This is a genomic window from Planosporangium flavigriseum (assembly GCF_011947225.1).
Taxonomy (GTDB): Bacteria; Actinomycetota; Actinomycetes; order Mycobacteriales; family Micromonosporaceae; genus Planosporangium; species Planosporangium flavigriseum.
The window spans coordinates 61,042-80,395 of the sequence record NZ_JAATVW010000018.1; the positions used below are offsets into that span (position 1 = coordinate 61,042).

The 19,354-nt window shown below is 70.3% G+C and carries 15 protein-coding genes; 12 read left to right on the forward strand and 3 right to left on the reverse strand.

Annotated elements, in window-relative coordinates:
- Positions 1 to 55 precede the first annotated feature (55 nt).
- Positions 56 to 691 (forward strand): hypothetical protein, encoded by a 636-nt coding sequence (locus HC028_RS21670; RefSeq protein ID WP_373313995.1) that lies wholly within the window; start codon positions 56 to 58, stop codon positions 689 to 691.
- A 3-nt stretch (positions 692 to 694) separates the two neighbouring features.
- Here the strand turns inward: HC028_RS21670 and HC028_RS21675 are convergent, their stop codons facing one another.
- Complete coding sequence (locus HC028_RS21675) at positions 695 to 925, reverse strand: TrkA C-terminal domain-containing protein (RefSeq protein ID WP_168079226.1); 231 nt, start codon at positions 923 to 925, stop codon at positions 695 to 697.
- Positions 926 to 998: 73 nt separating this feature from the next.
- Complete coding sequence (locus HC028_RS21680; protein WP_275408271.1) at positions 999 to 1,823, reverse strand: SAM-dependent methyltransferase; 825 nt, start codon at positions 1,821 to 1,823, stop codon at positions 999 to 1,001.
- A gap of 99 nt (positions 1,824 to 1,922) precedes the next feature.
- Between HC028_RS21680 and HC028_RS21685 the strand changes: the two genes are divergently transcribed.
- The gene (locus tag HC028_RS21685) at positions 1,923 to 6,305 is read left to right on the forward strand and encodes an AAA family ATPase (protein WP_168079228.1); all 4,383 of its coding nucleotides are present in this window, start codon (positions 1,923 to 1,925) and stop codon (positions 6,303 to 6,305) included.
- A gap of 12 nt (positions 6,306 to 6,317) precedes the next feature.
- Here the strand turns inward: HC028_RS21685 and HC028_RS21690 are convergent, their stop codons facing one another.
- Complete coding sequence (locus HC028_RS21690; protein ID WP_168079229.1) at positions 6,318 to 7,031, reverse strand: class I SAM-dependent methyltransferase; 714 nt, start codon at positions 7,029 to 7,031, stop codon at positions 6,318 to 6,320.
- Between the two features lie 298 nt (positions 7,032 to 7,329).
- Between HC028_RS21690 and HC028_RS21695 the strand changes: the two genes are divergently transcribed.
- The 10 genes from HC028_RS21695 (at position 7,330) to HC028_RS21740 (ending at position 19,353) form a co-directional block, all read left to right on the forward strand.
- Complete coding sequence (locus HC028_RS21695) at positions 7,330 to 8,280, forward strand: acyl-CoA dehydrogenase family protein (RefSeq protein ID WP_168079230.1); 951 nt, start codon at positions 7,330 to 7,332, stop codon at positions 8,278 to 8,280.
- An 80-nt stretch (positions 8,281 to 8,360) separates the two neighbouring features.
- On the forward strand, positions 8,361 to 9,569 hold the full coding sequence (locus HC028_RS21700) for an alanine racemase (RefSeq protein WP_168079231.1): 1,209 nt from the start codon (positions 8,361 to 8,363) through the stop codon (positions 9,567 to 9,569).
- 67 nt (positions 9,570 to 9,636) lie between these two features.
- Positions 9,637 to 11,046, forward strand: a complete 1,410-nt coding sequence (locus HC028_RS21705; RefSeq protein WP_168079232.1) for an NADP-dependent succinic semialdehyde dehydrogenase — start codon at positions 9,637 to 9,639, stop codon at positions 11,044 to 11,046.
- Between the two features lie 90 nt (positions 11,047 to 11,136).
- A complete protein-coding gene (locus HC028_RS21710; RefSeq protein ID WP_168079233.1) occupies positions 11,137 to 11,865 on the forward strand; it encodes a response regulator transcription factor in 729 nt (242 codons plus the stop codon).
- Entirely contained in the window at positions 11,855 to 13,360 is a 1,506-nt protein-coding gene (locus tag HC028_RS21715) for a sensor histidine kinase (protein ID WP_168079234.1), read from the forward strand. Before HC028_RS21710 ends, HC028_RS21715 begins: the two co-directional genes overlap by 11 nt.
- A 139-nt stretch (positions 13,361 to 13,499) precedes the next feature.
- Positions 13,500 to 14,573, forward strand: a complete 1,074-nt coding sequence (locus HC028_RS21720; RefSeq protein WP_168079235.1) for an efflux RND transporter periplasmic adaptor subunit — start codon at positions 13,500 to 13,502, stop codon at positions 14,571 to 14,573.
- Positions 14,570 to 15,340, forward strand: coding sequence for an ABC transporter ATP-binding protein (locus tag HC028_RS21725; protein WP_168079236.1), 771 nt, complete (start codon positions 14,570 to 14,572; stop codon positions 15,338 to 15,340). Before HC028_RS21720 ends, HC028_RS21725 begins: the two co-directional genes overlap by 4 nt.
- Complete coding sequence (locus tag HC028_RS21730) at positions 15,337 to 16,545, forward strand: ABC transporter permease (RefSeq protein WP_168079237.1); 1,209 nt, start codon at positions 15,337 to 15,339, stop codon at positions 16,543 to 16,545. The genes HC028_RS21725 and HC028_RS21730 overlap by 4 nt, the downstream gene beginning before the upstream one ends.
- A gap of 91 nt (positions 16,546 to 16,636) precedes the next feature.
- On the forward strand, positions 16,637 to 18,715 hold the full coding sequence (locus HC028_RS21735; RefSeq protein ID WP_168079238.1) for a hypothetical protein: 2,079 nt from the start codon (positions 16,637 to 16,639) through the stop codon (positions 18,713 to 18,715).
- Between the two features lie 2 nt (positions 18,716 to 18,717).
- Positions 18,718 to 19,353, forward strand: coding sequence for a response regulator transcription factor (locus HC028_RS21740; RefSeq protein ID WP_168079239.1), 636 nt, complete (start codon positions 18,718 to 18,720; stop codon positions 19,351 to 19,353).
- Position 19,354: the final 1 nt, after the last annotated feature.

Below are 19,354 nucleotides of genomic sequence, written 5' to 3' on the forward strand. Positions count from 1 at the left end.
GGGGGCCCCATTTTCATTAGAATGTATGTACGAAATACCTGATCGGAGGGGTTCCGTGACCACCCCCACCCTCACTCCGTACGTGACCCTGCTCGGTTTCGCCCGTTACGTCAGCCGGACCGGGCTGGCACGGGCGAGCTTCGTCGGCGGCCTGCGCCGCCAGCGCGCCAGCCACTCCGGCTTCAACCCGCACAGCTCACTCCTCAAGGCGCTGAAGGCCGACATCCGGTTCCGCAGCCCCGGCACCCACCTCGACCAGGTGCGCACGGCGGTCAAGGAGCGCTGGCGCCCGCTCTACAGCATCCTGGTGCCCGCGACCAAGTCCTATCTGGAGTCGCTCGGCGACCTCTCCCAGTGCGAACTGGTCCGCCCGCGCGAGGTGATCGCGTTCGTCGGACCCCTGCCCGTGAAGATCAATCCGCAGTTCGGGCTGCGGTACGCCGACGGCCGCGCCGAGGCGGTTCGACTGCTGTTCGACGAGGAGCGGCCATCCCGCGAGGCCATCCTGGCCACCTTGCACCTGACGCAGCGCCACATGGACGACGTGCTGCCGGGCGCCGAAGCGGTCGTCGTCGACGTGCGCCGCGGCGAGGTGCACCGGATCGACGAGATCACCAAGCCGGAGCAGATCGAGCAGTGGCTGGCCGGCGAGGCCGCCGCGTTCGCCGCCACGTGGAACGCCGCCGCCTAGCGGCTAGGTCGCGAAGATCCTAGAGAAGACCGGCTCGAGTGCGGGCTCCTCCTCCGGGTCGACCAGTACCAGCACCTCGTCGCCGGGGTGCAGCACCGTGTCGGCGTTCGGCGGCAGCAGCCGACCCTCGCGTACGACCATGCTGACCCACGCGCCTTCGCCCAGCGGGAGGTCACCGACGCGGGCGCCGTCGGCAGGTGAACCAGCCGCCACCCGGAACTCGATGGCGCTCATGAGTGGACCTCATGTCGAAGCAGCACGCCGATGAGCTTTCCCGGATTACGTGTTGCGTACCGTAGCCCGTCCGCTACGGCAGCCGAGCCACTCCGACCAGGCCCGGCACCCGGTACGCCTGTGCGCCCGGCACCCCTTCGGGCCGCCACAGCGACGGCGGGACCAGCCCGGGCTCGACCAACTCCCAGCCCTCGAACAGCCGGGCGATCTCCTGCGGGCCACGCATGAAAGCGGTGTGGGACTCCCGCAGGTGCTGCTCGAGTTGCTCCGTGTCGAGCCCGGGCTGCGGGCTCACATGCGAGATCACCAGGTAGCTACCCGGCGCGAGCGCCTCGGCGAACGTGCCGATGATCCCGCCCGGATCGTCGGCATCGGGCAGGAAGTGCAGGACGGCCAGCAACAACAGACCGACGGGGCGGGAGAAGTCGATCGTGGACCTCACGGTCTCGGAGGTGAGGATGGCCTTCGGGTCGCGTACATCGGCCTGCAGCACCGCGCTGCGCGCGTTACCGGTCAGGAGCGCCCGGCTGTGCGCGACGGCCACCGGATCGTTGTCGACGTAGACCACCCTCGCCTCCGGGCAGGCCCGCGCCGCCACCTCGTGGGTGGGCTCCTGGGTCGGGATTCCCGCGCCGACATCGAGAAACTGGGTCACGCCGTGAGACGTCAGGTACTGGACGGCGCGGCCCAGGAAGGCCCGGTTGCTCCGGGCCCCGTACGGAAGCTCGGGCGCTGCCGCGATGGCCCGGTCAGCGAAGTCGCGGTCGACGGCGAGGTTGTGGGTGCCGCCGAGGAAGTAGTCGTAAATCCGCGCCGGGCTAGGCCGGGTCAAATCGATATCTACAGGGGCCCAACCTGGTCGCTCCACCGCGCTACGCTCTCCCCTGGTCGCTGTCATCGTGAGGACCCACCGAGAATACGGGGTAGGCACCGGTCCGCGATCACATAGTCCCGCCAATGGGTGATCGCGACGGTGCCGGAGCCGAGAGGGGCTGGATTGCCCAGCCAGACAGACACCGTCGCGGACCACACCGACGCTGGTCAGCCGCTGAGGGCGAACGGGCCGCTGGGCCCAGCCCAGTTCGTACCGATCGCTATCCGCCTCACCAAAGCGCTTGCCGATTGGCATCGGTTCCGCGGGCCGCACGGGGCGCTCTGCCCGAACGCGTTCCGGGTCGGCAGCGGCGGAGAGATCCACCTCGAAGGTCTCTCCGGCGCGCCGGAGATGTACGCGGCGCCGGAACAGACCGGACGGCTGGAGCGCGGCGTCGACGAGCGTACGGACCTGTACGCCCTCGGCGTCCTGTTCTACCAACTGCTCAGCGGTCGGCCCCCGTTGGCGGCGGCCACTCCCGCGCAGTGGCGGCGCTGCCACCTTTCCGAGCGCCCAGCGCCGCTACGTGAGCTCCCCTCGACGCTGGACGAGATCGTCGCGGTACTGCTGGCGAAATCGCCGGACGACCGGTACCAGACGGCTCGCGGCCTCGTCGCCGACCTGGAACGCTGCCGCGCGACGCTGGCCGCCGGCGGGGTGGCGACCCCGCTGCCGCTCCGTACCCGCGACCGGACCGACCGGCTGACGTTCAGCGGTCGGTTGTACGGGCGGGAGCGACAGCTCACCCGCCTGCAGGCCGCGTACGACCGGCTGGCGGCCGGCGGCACGGCCGAAGTGGTGGCGGTGACCGGCGATCCCGGCCTGGGCCGGTGGGCGGCTGTCACGGGCTTCGCCGATTCTGTGGTAACCGGCGGCGGGCGCACCGTCCGGGCCGTGTGCGCCCGCGACGACGCCGGACCGTACGCGGCAATGGCCCGCCTCTTCACCGATCTCGCCGCGCAACTGGCCGACGCGCCGCCCGAGCAGCGCGCCCGGATCTCCGACGCCGTCGGGGCGTGCGGCGCGCCCCTCACCGAACTGTCCCCCGCGCTGCGCGTCGTGCTCGGCGAGCGGCCGCCGTCCGCCGGCTCGGCGGCCACCGCGCGTCACCGTATCCAACTGGCCGCCAGACGCCTCCTGGGTGCGGTGACCTGGCCGGGCCAACCGCTTGTGATCGCGATCCGCGACATTCAGTGGGCTGACGAGCCGACCATCGAGCTACTGCGCTACGTCCTGGCCGCCCCGGACGCCCCGCCCGTACTGGCCGTCGTGACCTATCGCGCGAACGATGTCGGGCCCGACCACCCGTTGCGGGCGCTCCTGGCCGACGAGCGGGTGTCCACGTCGACGGTCGCGCTGCGGCCGCTACCCGACAGCGCACTGGCCGACCTGCTGTCCGAGGCGCTGGGCTCCGACAAACGCGACTCGTCCCAGCTGTCGCGCTCCGTCGCCGCCCGGACCGGTTCGAACCCGCTGCTGGTGCGGCACTTTCTGCACGGGCTCGCCGACCGGAAGCTGTTGGGGTACACGGCCACCGGCGCGAGGTGGGAGTGGAAGCAGGACCGGATCGAGAGTGAGCCCCGGGCCGCACAGCTGCCCGATCTGGTGGGCGCGAAGCTGGCGCTCTTCGCCGCGGGTACGCGTGAACTTCTTGAGCTCGCTGCGGTGCTCGGGCCGCGCTTCGACGCGACGACCTTGGAAGCGGCCGCCCCCGGCAGCGACGTTTCGGCGCTGCTGCGCCCGGCCGTACGGGCAGAGTTGCTGGCCGAGGGCGCGATCCCGGGTGAGTACCGGTGGCGCCACGAGCAACTGCGGCAGGCCGTCCTGGCCGGCGTCGGCGGCCGGCGCCTCGCCGCGCTGCGCCTGGTCGTCGGCCGTGCGTTCGCACCCCGCGCCGGGATGCTGTTCGAGGCGGTCACGCACCTCAACGCCGCCAGCGAACTGCTGTCCGCGCCGGACGAGCGGAGGTGGCTGGCCGAGCTGAACCTCGACGCCGGCGCGCGGGCGGCGCGCATTGGTGCCCTCACCGAGGCGCGCCGGTACCTGAAAACAGGCCGGGCCCTGCTCGACGGCGAGGCGCGGCAACGGTGGCCGGATCTGGCGCTGCGACTGCACCTCGCCGCGACAGAGGCGGAGCGGGCCGCCGGCAACCTTGAGAACGCCGAACGGCTGCTGACGGCCGCCAAGCAGTACATCGACGACGACACCGAGCGGGCCCGCCTGCTCGGCATGCACGCCATGCTGCTCCACGACGCCGGAGACAGCATCCTGGCGCTGCGCACGGGGATCGAGGCCCTCCGGCTGCTCGGGCTGCCACTGCCCGCCAACCCGGCCGAATGGCGGGAGGCCGGAACGGCGTCCGTGGAACGGCTGCGCGAGCGGGTCGACGACGATGCGCTCGAAGAGCTCATCAACGCGCCCGACTGCGTAGCGCCCCGAGTGGTCATCGCGGCCAACCTGATCGCGGACCTGGCCCAGCCCATCTGGCCAGACTGGTCAGGCGGCGACCTGCTCGCCGCAGCCGGGGTCGAACTTGCGCTCGAACACGGCCCCACCGCCGCGACCGCGTACATCCTCGGCCGGCTGGCCGTGGTCTTCTCCCGGAACCGCCACGATCGGGAGGCCTCCCGGTTCGCAGGTGCCGGGCTTCGCCTGCTGGAGCGGCCCGGCACCCGGTTCCCGGCGGTGACCCGCGCGGCCGCGGCCGTCCTGGGCCCTTCCTGGCTGGATGGACCGGGCCCGATGATCCGTGAGCTGTACACGGCGTACCGGACCGCGGTCGAGGAGGGTGAGGTCCGGCTGGCGCAGCGCATCGGGGCGGTGTACTCGGTACACCTGTTCGCGGTCGGTACGCCGCTGGACCGGGTGGCCGCCGACGTCGAGGCGCGGTGGCGGTTCGCCCAACGCCACGGCGGCGACGAGCAGGCCGGGGCCGTGGTCCGACTGCTGGACGCCGCGGTGAGCCGGCTTCGCCGGGTGCCCTGCGACTCGCCCGCACCGACCGCGGAAGAGGACGCGACGGGGCGGCGGATCCTGCGGGGCGAGTACCGCTACTACTCGATCGTCGGGCTCTCGCCGCTGCTCGCCCCGGCACACGTACTCGACGGCAGCGACATGGCGGAGCTGGGCGAGGTGGTCGGGCAAATCGTGACGTACGCGCCCGGCACCTTCCTCACCGCCGAAACGGCGTACTGGCACGCGTTCTCGTTGGTGAAGCGGTACGAAACCGCCGAGCCCGAGCAGCGGGAGTCGCTGCTCGCCCAACTGGAGACGCTCCAGGACAAGCTTGACGACCTTGCTGCGCACGGGCCGGGCCTGCTGCGGGCGCGCGCGTTGCTGCTGTCCGCCGAGCGGGCGCGGCTGGCCGGCGCGGCCGACCAGGCCCGTACCCGGTACGACCGTGCGATCGCCGCCGCCCGCGAGGCCGACTTCATCCGTACCGAGGCGTTCGCAGCCGAACGCGGGGGCCGGCACGCCCTCGCCCACGGCCAGGTCGGTGATGCGGTCGCCTACCTTCGCCGGGCCCGCGCCTGTTATCAGCAGTGGGGCGCGGTGGCGAAGCTCGACCAGCTCGACGAACTGCTCGCCACCGCCAGCCGGCCGGCCGGCCCGACCCGCGCCCTCGACCAGCTCGACCTGCTGACCCTCGTCCGGGGCTTCCAGGCCGTCGCCGGCGAGTTACGGCTCGACCGGCTCGTCGGCGTCCTGTTGGAGTTGCTCGTACGGCACTCCCAGGCCGAACGCGGCCACCTGCTGCTCGCCAACGGTCACCACCTGCGGCCCACCGCAGAGGCCGAGGTGGAGCGGGACGTCATCCAGGTCACCACACATGTCGATGGCGCGAGCTGCTCCCGGTTGCCGATGAACCTCATCGAGTACGCCGGGCGCAACCGCGAGGTGCTGGTGGGCGGGGCGGACGAGTTGGCCGTGCGCGTCGCTGACCCGTACCTGGCGGCTCACCGCCCCCGCTCCGTGCTGTGCGCGCCCATCGTGCGCCGCGAAAACCTGCTCGCCGTGCTCTATCTCGAACACCGACGGCTCGCCACGGCGTTCTCCACGTTCTACCTGGAGATGCTCGAGATCCTGTGCACCCAGGCCGCGGTCGCGCTGGAGAACGCGTCCGGCCACGCCCAACTGGTCGAGGCCAACCAGATCCTGGATGCCACGTTCGACCGGATGCCGGTCGGCCTGGTCCTGCTCGGCCCGGATCTGAAAGTACGCCGGGTCTCCCCGCGCGCGGTGGAGATCATGGGTTTGCCGATCGCGCCGGGCACCCCGCTGGTGGAGCTGTTCGACGTGCTGACCCCCGCCGACGTGCACGGCGGCGCGTACCGCTACGAGCCGGGGTTCGCGGCGGTGTCGGACTGGGTGGAGCCGATCGACCGCGAGATCGTGATCCTCACTCCCCAGGGCGGGCGGATGAGGCTGTGGACCTCGGCGATCCCACTGCGCGACGAGGCCGGCAGCCTGGTCGGCGTCACGGTCCTGGTCTCACAGACGCCGTAGCCGCCGGAACCGCTACCGCTCAGGCGTGCGGGCGACCGCGAAGACCGACTGACCGAACGGCGCCTGCCAGCGCCGCTCAAGCCGCCGGGCCATCGGCACCACCATCCGGTCGTAGGTGCGCACCAGCGGACCGTTGTGCGGGGCGAGCCGCAGGGCGCGGCAGGCGACGTACCAGCCGAGCAGGCCGACCGGATTGATGTAGCAAAGCTGCTCGGTCCGCAGGCCGGCCGCGGTCAGCGCGGCGCCAAGCGTTGCGAGCGTGTACCGACGGAAGTGCCCGATGGTGCGATCGAACCGGCTCATCGCCGACGGAAAGGCCGGCACGATCAGCACGACCGCCCCGCCGGGGCGGAGCAGCCCGCCGATCGACCGGAGCCCGGCCACATCGTCCTCGACGTGTTCGAGCACGTTGAGGGCTACTGCCGCGGTGTGCCCGGCGCGCTCCTCGGTCGGCAGGAACAGCGGTCGCACGTCGACGCGGGGATCATCGATGAAGCGCCGCGTCAGCGCCTTCAGCCGGCCGTCATCGGCCTCCGTGACCGTGATCCGCGGGACCGTCTTCAGCCAGGCCGCCGCGTAGTCTCCGATCCCGCTGCCCAACTCGATCGGGTCGTTGCCGAGGTACGGACGGGCCAGGTCAGCCAGCCATCGCTGGTAGTTGACGGCATCACTGAGGTCTTCGAGCACCCGGGACTGGAGGTACGTATCGCCCGCTATCTCCGGCATCCGAAAGGTCATTTCTGTACATGGCCGAGTAGGCCCGCCGAAAGTCCGTTACCACAACGTACCGGAGTTCGTTGGTGTTGTTCAGGGGGCGAATGTCCTCGTGATCATCTCTTCATCGAAGACCGCCCACAGCGCCAGCGCCGCCGTGACCGATCGCGCCCATCAGGGTGTAGCGCCTTGCGACGGCGGTCCCGACCGGCAGCCACGACACGACTCGTGACTACTCCGGAAGTCGTCGAGGTCGGGCAAGACATCATAGACAGTCTTAAACCTCGACGCCTCGGCTAAGGTCGGTCGCATGCTCGACAAGGCGCAGCGGATCGCTGATGAGGTGCTCTTCCCGGCGGCCGCCCACGTCGACGCGACCGGCCGTATCCCGCACCCGCACCTGGACCTGCTCGCGCAGGAGGGGTTCTACGGCCTGGCCGCGCGCGACGACATCGACCGGAGCACCTTCGCCCGGATCGTCGAGGTACTGGCCAGCGGGTGCCTCGCGACGACCTTCGTCTGGCTGCAGCACCACGGCGCCGTGTCGGCCGCCGCGAAGACCGACAGCATCCGCCAGGAGTGGCTCGAACCACTGGCCAGCGGCGCGCGGCGCGCCGGTGTCAGCCAGGCCGGCGTACGACCCGGTCCCAACCCGCTGACCGCGCGCCGGGTCGCCGGCGGTTACGTGCTCGACGGCGAGGCGCCCTGGGTGACCGGCTGGGGAATGATCGACACGCTCCGGGTTGCGGCCCGCGACGGGGACACGATCGTGTGGGCCCTGCTGGACGCGGCAGACGGACCCACGTTGGGCGTCACGCCGCTCGAACTGGTTGCGGTGCAGGCCAGCGGCACCGTCCACGTCCGCTTCGACGGCCATTTCGTACCCGATGAACGGATCACCGGCACCCTTGCCGCCGCCGACTGGGGCGCGTGGGACGCCGCCAATCTGGGGCTCAACGGCGCGCTCGCGCTCGGCGTGGCGGCTCGCTGCAGCCGTCTGCTGGGGCCGGGCCCGCTGCGCGCCGAACTGGCCGCGGCTCGGGCGGCGCTGAATGCCGGCACCCCGGAGACCCTGCCGGCGGCCCGCGCGGCAGCATCCGAGCTGGCCCTGCGCGCGGCGGCGGCCGTCACCGTCACGACCGGCAGCCGCGCGGTGCTCGCCGGCGCGCACGGCCAGCGACTCGTCCGCGAGGCGACGTTTCTGCTGGTTTTCGGCTCCCGACCGGCGATCCGCACGGACTTGCTGCGCCGGTTGGGCTAACGAGATCCTCTCCTCCGCGCGAACACTCCGCACGAACAAGGGAGGATCCCTACCGCCCGGCCTCTGGCAGGATCACGGGTGTGGAAGAGCCGCTGCTCGACTTCGACGCGGTCGACCGGCTGCGCGGACAGCCCCTCGACTGGCGGTACAAGGGCCTGCCGCCGCACGTGACCACCGTCGACGAGCTGATCGGCCGGCGGGTTCCGGTAGACGGGTTCACGTCGCCGGTCGCCGTGCTCGACGGGCCCGCGCTGACCCACAACCTCGACCGGTACGCGGCTTTCTGCGCCGAGCGGGGTCTCGCGTTCGCCCCACACGTCAAGACGACCATGGCCCCCGCGCTCGCGGCGGAGCAGGCCCGTCGCGGCGCGTGGGCGTTCACGGTGGCCAACGTCGCGCAGGCGCGGGTGCTGCGGGCTTTCGGCGCCCGGCGAATCCTGCTCGCTCACCACGTCGTCGACGCCAACTCGGCTGGCTGGCTCGCCGCCGAGCAGGAGCACGCCGAGATCTCCTGCTGGGTGGACTCCGCCGCCGCGGTGGCCGCCTTGGATGCCGCGGCCGCCGCAGCGGGCCGATCCATCCCCGTCTTCGTCGAACTGGGGCTGCCCGGCGGGCGCACCGGGGCCCGGGGTGTATCGGCGGCGGCTGAGGTCGCCCGCGCGGTGGAGAAGGCACCGGGCCTGCGACTGGCCGGGGTCGCCGGGTACGAGGGCACGTACGGTCACGGCCGGTCGGCCGGCGGCGTCGCGGCCGTACGGCGGCACCTGGAAGAGCTGATGCGCCTGGCCGAGGCCGTGGACGCCGAGACCGTGACGGCCGGCGGCAGCGCGTACCCGGATCTGGTGGCCGAGGCATTCGCCGGCCTCGGCGGCGCTCGCCGAGCCGTGCTCCGGTCCGGCGCGTACGTGGCACACGACGACGCGCACTACGCCGGCCTGTCGCCGTTCCCACTGCGCCCCGCGCTGCGGGCATGGGCGACCGTGGTCTCCACGCCCGAGCCGGGGCGGGCGTTCCTCAACCTGGGCAAGCGGGACGTCTCGTACGACCTAGACCTGCCCGTGCCGCTCACTGTCCTGCGCCACGGCGAGCACCGGCCGCTGGAGCGGGTCACGGTGACGGCGCTCAACGACCAGCACGCGTACCTGTCCGACCCCGCCGGTGAGGTCGAGGTCGGCGACTGGATCGCGTGCGGCATCTCCCATCCCTGCACCATGTTCGAGCGCTGGCGGGCCTTGCCGGTCGTCGACGAGGAATCCAGGGTCACCGATCTCGTGCACACCTTTTTCTAACGCGCCGGTTGGACGCCGAGATCATGGGTAAGCGGCCGTAAGGACCACTGACGAGTGGGGGATCATCGTGCCGATCGCGACGACCAACCCGGCCACCGGCGAGGTGTTGAAGACCTTCGAGCCCCTGTCGGCGGACCAGATCGAGCTGCGCCTGCGGGCCGCGGTGGACGGCTTCGCGGCGTTGAAACGCACGTCGTTCGAGCAGCGTGCCACCTGGATGCGCCGTGCCGCCGACATTCTGGAGGCCGAGCGGGACCAGATCGCGGCCCTGATGACCACCGAGATGGGCAAGACGCTCGCGTCCGCCAAGGGCGAGGTGACCAAGTGCGCTACCGGCTGCCGGTACTACGCCGAGCACGCGGAAGCGTTCCTCGCCGACGAACCCAGGGACGCGAAGGCCGTCAAAGCGATCCGGGCGTACACGCGGTACCAGCCGCTCGGACCCGTACTCGCGATCATGCCGTGGAATTTCCCGCTGTGGCAGGCGATCCGCTTCGCCGCCCCGGCGCTGATGGCCGGCAACGTCGGCCTGCTCAAGCACGCGTCGAATGTGCCGCAGACCGCCCTGTTCCTGGGTGAACTGTTCCGGCGCGCAGGCTTCGGAGAGGGCGCGTTCCAGCCGCTGCTGATCGCCTCCGGCCAGGTCGAGGCGGTCCTCACCGACCACCGGGTCCGCGCCGCCACCCTGACCGGGAGCGAACCCGCCGGCCGGTCGGTCGCGCAGGTCGCCGGCCGCAACCTCAAGAAGACGGTACTGGAGCTGGGCGGCAACGACCCGTTCATCGTGATGCCCTCGGCGGAGCTGGACAAGGCCGCCGACGTGGCGGTGATCGCGCGGTGCCAGAACAACGGCCAGTCCTGCATCGCCGCGAAGCGGTTCATCGTGCACACCGACGTGTACGACGCGTTCACCGACCTGTTTATCAGGAAGATGTCGGCGCTGAAGGTGGGCGACCCGATGGACGAGCGGACCGATGTCGGCCCGCTCGCCACGAAACAGGGCCTGCACGACGCCGACGAGCAGGTACGGGATGCCGTCGCCAACGGCGCCAAGGTACTGCTGGGCGGCAAGCCGCTGGATCGCCCGGGCTGGTGGTACCCGCCGACCGTGGTCGCCGGGATCACGCCGGAGATGCGGATGTGGCACGAGGAGGTCTTCGCCCCCGTCGCCGGTCTCTACCGGGCATCGTCGTACTCCGAGGCCATCGAGATCGCCAACGACAGCCCGTACGGGTTGGGCTCCAACGCCTGGACCAACGACCCGGATGAGCAGGAGCGCTTCGCGGGCGACCTGGACGCCGGGATGGTCTTCGTCAACGGCATGACCACCTCGTACCCGGAGTTGCCGTTCGGCGGGGTGAAACACTCCGGGTACGGCCGCGAGCTGGCCGAGATCGGAATCCGGGAGTTCTGCAACATCAAGACGGTCTGGGTCGGCGAGCCCGGAATGAACCGGGAGCGCGTGCACGTGGAGTAGAGCGTGAGATTCCCAGCCAACTGCCAGTTAGCCCGGAGTTTATTCCGGTAGAAGGTCCATGTGTCAGGCGCGACGCATGCGACTGTAACCATGCCTTCCGGAGTCCAGCCCCCGGCCTCGGCCGGCCGGCTGCTCATTGTGGACGATGAGGCGAACATCCGCGCGCTGCTGTCGGCGGCTCTGCGGTTGACCGGCTTTGAGGTACGGGTGGCGAGCGGCGGGCGGGAAGCTCTGGCCGCAGCGGCCGATTTCGCACCGGACCTCGTCGTACTCGACGTGATGCTGCCCGACCTCGATGGGTTCGCCGTGGCCCAGCGGCTGCGCGCGGCCGATCCACCGGTGCCCGTACTGTTCCTGACCGCGCGGGACGCGGTCGAGGACCGGATCTCCGGGCTCGCGGTGGGTGGCGACGACTACGTCACCAAGCCGTTCAGTCTGGAGGAGGTCGTGCTCCGCATCCGGGCGATCCTGCGGCGCAGCGTGCGACCGGACGCGCACCTTCGCGGCCGGGTGCTGCGCTACGCCGACCTTCAACTCGATGAGGAGGCGCACGAGGTGCGCCGCGCCGGCAGGTTGGTCGACCTGTCCCCGACCGAGTTCAATCTGCTGCGGTACCTGTTGAACAACGCCGGCCGGGTGGTCAGCAAGGCGCAGATCCTGGAGCGGGTGTGGAACTACGACTTCGGCGGGGACGGCCGGATCGTCGAGTCGTACGTCTACTATCTCCGCCGCAAGATCGACAAGTACGGCCCGCCGCTGCTGCACACCGTACGCGGAGTGGGGTACACGCTGCGACTGGCTCCCGACGATGGCGCCTAAGCACCGGGGGCGACCCCTGCGGCACCGCATGGTGCTGACGGTCGTGACGCTCGCGGCGACCGGCCTGATCGTGACCGACCTCGCGGGCGTGACCCTGCTGCGGTCCTTTCTGGTCGGACGGGTCGACTCCCAGCTGGAAGACGACGCCCGCGACCTGGCACACGCCGACCGGTCATCCGGAGCGGCGGCGCAGTCACCCAATCAGCTGGCGCATCTGCTGCTCGGCGGATCAACGCCGGCGGCCAATCCGACCTGCAAGGTCTACGTGTACACGGCCGACGGAACCCGGCTGTACCCGTCAGCGGCCACCGGAGACGGCGGGCCGGATCTGAATCCCGCCGCGACCCTGGAGGCCCGGGCGGACGCGCCGCCATTCACCCTCGCCGGCCCGGGAGGAGACTGGCGAGTACTGGTCACCTCGGTCTCCGACGGCCGTCAGTACGTGGTGCACGCCCTGTCGATCCGCGAGGTAGCGGCGGCCCAGCGGACGTTCGTCTTCGCCAGCGCCGCGGTAGCCGTGCTGGTCCTGGTACTGATCGCGTTCGCTGCGGCGTCGGTCGTACGCGTCGGACTGCGCCCCTTCCAGGTCGCTCTCGCCGACCGCGGCGCGTCGGAGCGGCGACTACAGCGGTTCCTCGCCGACGCATCACACGAACTACGTACTCCGCTCACTTCGATCCAGGGCTTCGCCGAGCTGTACCGCCGGGGCGGAGCGCCACCGGGACCGGCCCTCGACGAGGCGATGGGCCGGATCGAGGCGGAGGTGGGCCGCATGCGACTGCTCGTCAACGACCTGCTGTTGCTGGCCCGGCTGGACGAGGAGCGGCCGCTGGAGCGGCACCCGGTCGACCTGCTCGCCGTCGCCGCCGACGCCGTCCGGGACGCACACGTACGGGTGCCGTCGCGCTTCGTTCAGCTCGCCGCCCTGGACGACGACAGCGAGACGTTCGAGGCGGTCACGGTGTTCGGCGACGAGCCGCGCATCCGGCAGATCGTGAACAACCTGGTCGTCAACGCGCTCCAGCACACCCCGGAGGAGTGCGCGGTCATGGTGCGGATCGGCGGGTCCGTTGCCTCCGCTCCGGACCCGGAGGGTGACACGGAGCCGCTGCCGGCGGCTGTGGTCGGCGCGGCGCTGCCGACCGGACAGTCGGTAGCGATCATCGAGGTCGCCGACTCGGGTCCGGGTATGAGCGCCGCGGAGGCGCGGCATGCGTTCGAGCGGCTCTACCGCGCCGACTCCAACCGCTCCCGCCGTGCGGGCGGCACGGGGCTCGGGCTGGCCATCGTCGCGACGATCGCGCAGGCCCACGGCGGCCGAGTCGAGCTGTACACCGCGGCCGGCGTCGGAGCCCGGTTCCGGGTACTGCTGCCGGCGCGGCCGGCTGACGCCCACTCAGCGAGCATGTCCACACTGGCCCCAGTAATCCCACATACATGGACAAAGCAAAAAAAGCCTGGCGCCAGGCATCGCGCGATTCCCAGGGATTTTTGAGGCAACGCGGGTCTCAATCCAGGCGGCTTCGGGCAGCAGTCCGGGCATGTCCTTCCTGCGACGCTTACCGCTCATCTTGCGACGCATCCCGCCGCTACTTCACCGCCACTCAATCCCCTTACGACGGCTGTCGTCGCGAGTGCCGGACCTGCGACGGTTGCGCCGCCCGACCCTCGTCGTCAATGCGGTTCTGGTCGCGCTGCTGCTTGTTGGGGTCATGCTGTCCTACCGCGCCGTCTCCGCCGGGTACAGCGCGGCGGCCAACTCCGGGACGGCTGGAATCGGCCTGGTCACCAGCGGCCAGGTCATCACCACCGTATCGACGATCGGCACGGTTCAGAGCGCCGCAATGGCAAACCTCAGCTTCGGCGCTCCCGGCACGGTGACCGAGATCAACGTGAAGACCGGTGACGCGGTCAAGAAGGACCAGGTCCTTGCGAAGATCAACTCGGCCAAGGCTCAGGAGCAGCTCAGCGACGCACAGGCAAGCCTCAGCTCCGCTCAGCAGAGCCTGAACCGGGTGCGCTCGACGACTGACGCCAACACCGTCGCCCTTGCCCAGTCGCAGGTGACGAGCGCGCAGAACAGCCTCAACGCCGCCCAGCGCGCCGTCAGCGGCACGACCCTGACCGCGCCGATCGACGGCACCGTCATCGCGGTCAACGGCACGGTCGGCACCTGGTGGAGTGGAGCGACCGCCGACGGCCAGACGGCGTCCGCCTCCTCGATCAGCACCCCCTTCATCCAGATCGCCGACCTCTCGCAACTGCAGGTTTCGACGTCCTTCGCAGAGGTCGACGCCATGAAGATCAAAGCTGACCGGCCGGCGATGGTCACTTGGCCGGCGATGGCCGGGGCCCAGGCCGCAGGCCGGGTCACCGCGATCGCGCCGGCGGCGTCGAGCCAGAACAGCGTGAACTCGTATCCGGCGACCATCAGTCTCGGGGCGCTGCCCGACGGTGTACGAATCGGTCAAACGGTCAACGTCACGGTCACCACGGCAGAGGTCAACGACGCGGTACGGGTACCGGTCGCCGCGGTGCGCAGCCAGGGAGAGCGGCACACGACCGAGGTCGTCCGGCCCGACGGCACGCGCGAGACGCGGGCGCTCGACATCGGGTTGAAGGGCGACCAGTTCGTCGAGATCAGGTCGGGCCTCACCCCGGGCGAACGGGTGACTCTCCACCGGGACGAGAGCCGGGGCAGCCGATGAGCACACCTGAACCCCCGGTGATCCAGGTCCACGACCTCGTCAAGACGTACGGCGAAGGCGCGACCCAGGTGAAGGCGCTGTGCGGGGTGGACCTGATCGTGCGGCGCGGCGAGTACGTAGCGATCATGGGGGTGTCCGGATCCGGCAAGACCACCCTCATGAACATCCTGGGCTGCCTCGATTCCCAGACCTCCGGCCGCTACATCCTCGATGGGGTCGACGTCACCACCCTCGACGACCGTCAACTCGCCCGGGTTCGCAACCGGCACATCGGGTTCGTGTTCCAGACGTTCAGCCTCATACCACGGACAACGGTTCTGGCCAATGTGGAGCTTCCGCTCGCGTACGCGGGGATGAAGGCGGCGGAGCGCCGCCGCCGCGCCCGCGCCGCGCTCGCCACGGTGGGCCTCGCCGACCGCGTGGACTGCGAGCCCAACGAGCTGTCCGGCGGGCAGCAGCAGCGGGTGGCTGTCGCCCGGGCACTGGTCACCGCGCCGACGCTGGTGCTCGCCGACGAGCCGACCGGCAATCTCGACACGGCATCGAGCGACGAGGTACTGGAGGTGATCGACGAGCTCAACGAACTCGGTCGCACGATCGTGCTGATCACCCACGACGAGCGCGTCGCACAGCACGCCCAACGGCTGATCGAACTGGCCGACGGCAAGGTGATCGCCGACGAACCGATCCGTCCCCTTCCAACCGGGGGGTACGGCGGCCGGCACCGGCCTCGTACCAACTCGGACACGGAGGCGGTGTCGGCGTGACCACCATCGAGGCGATCAGGCTAGCCATCCGCGCGGTCGCGGCCAACAAGCTGCGCTCCGGATTGACCGTCCTCGGCATCATGATCGGCGTCGCTGCGGTGATCTTGTTGGTCGCGGTCGGAAACGGCTCGTCCAAGGCGGTCCAGCAGAGCATCGCTCAGCTGGGCAGCGACACGGTGACCATCACCAGCGGCGCCCCGCGCCCCGGTGGCGCGCGGATCCAGAACACCTCACTGACGATGGGCCTCATCGATGCGTTGAGCAACCGGGACGCCGCCCCGGACATCAAGAACGTCTCGCCGGTCGTGACCAGCAGCCAGGTGGCCAGGTTCGAAGGCGTCGAGCACACCATCGGCCAGTTCATCGGTACCACCCCGAGCTACCTGCCGGCCGTCAACGATGCGGTCGCCCGCGGCTCGTCCTTCACCGATGATGACGTCAAGGAGCGGCGCCGGGTGGTCCTGCTGGGCGCAACCGCAGCGAGCAAGCTGTTCGGCAGCACTGACCCACTCGGCAAGCAGGTCGGCGTCGGCGGCGCGACGTTCGCGGTCGTCGGGATCCTCGCGGAGAAGGGCGGGACCAGCTTCTCCGACCCGAACGACATGGCGATCGCCCCGATCACGGCCGTACAGGAAACCGTGACCGGCTACGGCCCGCTCAACCAGCTACTGGTACAGGCGGTCACCGCCGATCGCGTCAGTGCGGCCCAGTCCCAGGCCCAGGCCATCCTCAGCGAAAAGCTGCACATCACCAACACCGCGAGCCAGCCGTTTCGGATCCTGAGCCAGTCCCAACTGCTGGCGGCTCGCAATGACACGTCGAGGACCTTCACCGTCCTTCTAGGCACGGTGGCGGCGCTCAGCCTGCTGGTCGGGGGTATCGGCATCACCAACATCATGATGGTGACGGTCGCTGAGCGGACCCGGGAGATCGGTATCCGCAAAGCACTCGGCGCGCCGAAACGCACGCTCCTCACCCAGTTTCTGACGGAGGCGGCCGTCCTCAGCCTCATCGGTGGCCTACTCGGGGTGATTGCGGCCCTCATGGGCAGCCAGTTCACGATTCTCGGGGTCCACCCGGAAGTCATGCCCAGCTCGATCGCGCTCGCGCTCGGCGTGTCCGTCGCGATCGGCCTCTTCTTCGGCAGCTACCCCGCCAGCCGCGCGGCGGGGCTGCGACCAATCGACGCACTTCGCTACGAGTGAGGACACAATGGACGTACGCCGGCGACACGCCGATCCCAACACCGCCAAACTTCAGCCGACCGACGACCGTCCCGCTCGGGCCATCAGGAGCGTGAACAAGGTCGACAAGACCGGGAAGATCAGCAGAATCGACAGAACCGCCAACGTCGAACGGGCGGGCAAGCCGGACCGGGCCGAGAGAGCCGACCGCCACGGCCGGAGCGACGAAGCCGAGCGGAGCAGCAGAGCCGCGTCTGACGAGCGGAGCAGCAGAGCCGCGTCTGCCGAGCGCAAGGGCAGAGCCGAGCGGCGCGTCCGAGCGGACCACAGCGAACGTCCCGGGAGCATCGAGCAGCAGCCCGATGCTCGCGATCGGAACGAACAGCCCGAACGACGGGGCAGGGGTGAACAGCCCGAGACGCGCGGCAAGGTCGAACCGACCCAGCCTCGCCGCAGGATCGAACAACCCGACCCGCAGGACCGATTCGAGCAGCCGGAACGGACCGAGCGCGGCGACGACGGCGACCGCAGCGCCCCTGCCGACCGACTGCAGCGGGTCCAACGGATCCAGCGAATCCAACGGATCCAACGATCCGTCCGGGATGACCAGGCCGATGGGAACGAACATCCGGAACGGCGCGGCAGGGCGGAGCAGCCCAGCGGGCGCGGACGGGCCGAACAGCCCGAACGACGCGGCAGGAGTGAGCAGCCCGAGACGCGCGGCAAGGTCGAGGCGGCCCAGCCTTGCGACCGGGTCGAACAGCCTCGCGACCGAGCCGACCGAGCCGACCAGTCCGAACAGTCCGAGCGGTACGACAGCGATGAACGCATCGGTCGCGGCGAGCGGACCAGCGAGGCGGTCACGTCCGCCATCATCGACACGTTCAACAGCGTCGAAGTGACCGCCAAGCCCGAAGAGAACGGCAAGGCGCACAGTCTGGGCAGAGTCGAGGCCCTCGAACGGGTCCAGAAGGTCACCCGGGTCGACGTCGAGGACGTCGAGGACGTCGAGGACGTCGACGACCCGGAGGAGCTGGACGAGGTCTACCCGAACGAGTTCGACGAATTTGACGAGGTCGACGACGCCGAAGACGTGGACACGATCTACGCCGAGGAAGACGAGGAAGACGACAGCGACGAAGACGACCTCGCGGAAGACGAAGACGAGGAGGCGGACAGGGCCGAGGAGGTCTACGAGACCTACGAGTCCTACGACGACGAGGAGGACGACGAGGAGGACGACGAGGCGGACGACGAGGAGATCTACGACAGCGCGGAGGACGAGGAAGACGAGGAGGACCGGGAGGAGGAAGAGAAGTACCCAGCGGAGGACAGCGCCGAGGAGGCCTACGAGGCCCGGGAGAGTTACCGCGACTATGCCGACGAGGCCCAACAGCCGCGCCCTACCAGCCCTGCACCCAGACCCACGAGTCCGGCGCCCAGGGCCGCGGAGCCCCACCGCATCAACCCGCTGTCCAGGCCGATCGATCCCCATCGCATCAACCCGGTACCCAGGCCCGAGCCCCACCGCATCAATCCGCTTCCCACGGCGGAAGCAGCGCAGCGGGAGGACGAGGAGCCGCAGGGTGACGAGGTACAGCGCCGAGACGAGGTGCAGCGCCGAGACGAGGTGCAGCGCCACGACGAGGTGCAGCGCCGAGACGAGGTGCAGCGCCGAGACGAGATGACGGAGGTGGCCAAGCCGTCGTTGGGCATCTTCACCGGTGGCGCGGATCGCGTCAGCGACCCGTTCGCCGACCCGCTGCGCGAAGAACTGCCGGCGCAACGGCCGCAGCAGCTCTCCGTGACGCGGGCAACCCTGGCGCTTGCCGCGTCGGCCCTCATCGTCATCGGTTTCCTCGGCGGCGCCCTCGTACAGAAGAATTTCGGCGCGTCGAGCTCTGACAACGGCCAGAGCACGGTCGTGACCGGTGGCGGCCAGAACCCGGGCATCGCGGCGGCGGCGGCCAACATCACCGCCGGCACGGTCAAGTTCGTCGACGGCACCACGGTGTACGTGCAGACCTCCGACGGGAAGATCGTGGCCGTCCGCACCAGCGGCTCCACCGCCGTGCACGTAACAGCGAACGGCGCCCTCGCTGATCTGACCCCTGGTGCGCAGGTGAGCGTCGAAGGCACCAAGGCCGGTGACGGTGTTGTCAACGCCACCAAGGTCACCAAGGGCAAGTAGCGATGCGCGTTCTGGTGGTCAACGATGAGCCCGGGGTACGGGAGTCGGTGTCGGGGGCGCTGCGCTTCGCCGGGTACGAGGTCTCCGTCGCCAGCGACGGGGCCGCGGCCCTGAATCTCGTACGCGCCGAACACCCGGACGCGGTCGTGCTGGACTTCGTGCTGCCGAACATGGACGGGCTGGAGATCTGCCGGCGCCTGCGCGCGGAAGGCCATCAGCTGCTGGTACTGATGCTGGCGGCCCGCGACCGCACACCGGACCGTTCGGCCGGGCTCATCGCCGGGGTCGACGACTACCTGGTGAAGCCGTTCGCGTTGACGGAGCTGCTGGCACGGCTACAGGCGCTGGTGCAGCGCCCGCCACCGGCCGATGGCCTGACGCTGCACCCGGCCGGCCGGCTGCTACGCCGCGCGGGGCGGGAGGTGGCCCTCACCCCGACGGAGTGCAGGATCGCGGCGGCGCTGCTCGCGAATCCTGGCCAGCCGCTCGGTCGTACGGGCCTCCTCCACCAGGTGTGGGGGTACGACTTCGGCGGCAGGTCGGCGATCCTGGACCCGTACCTGGCGTCGCTGGACCGCAAGCTGGCGGCGCTGGGGTGCCGGCTGGCACATACCTCCGACGGCTACGTCCTGACCTGAC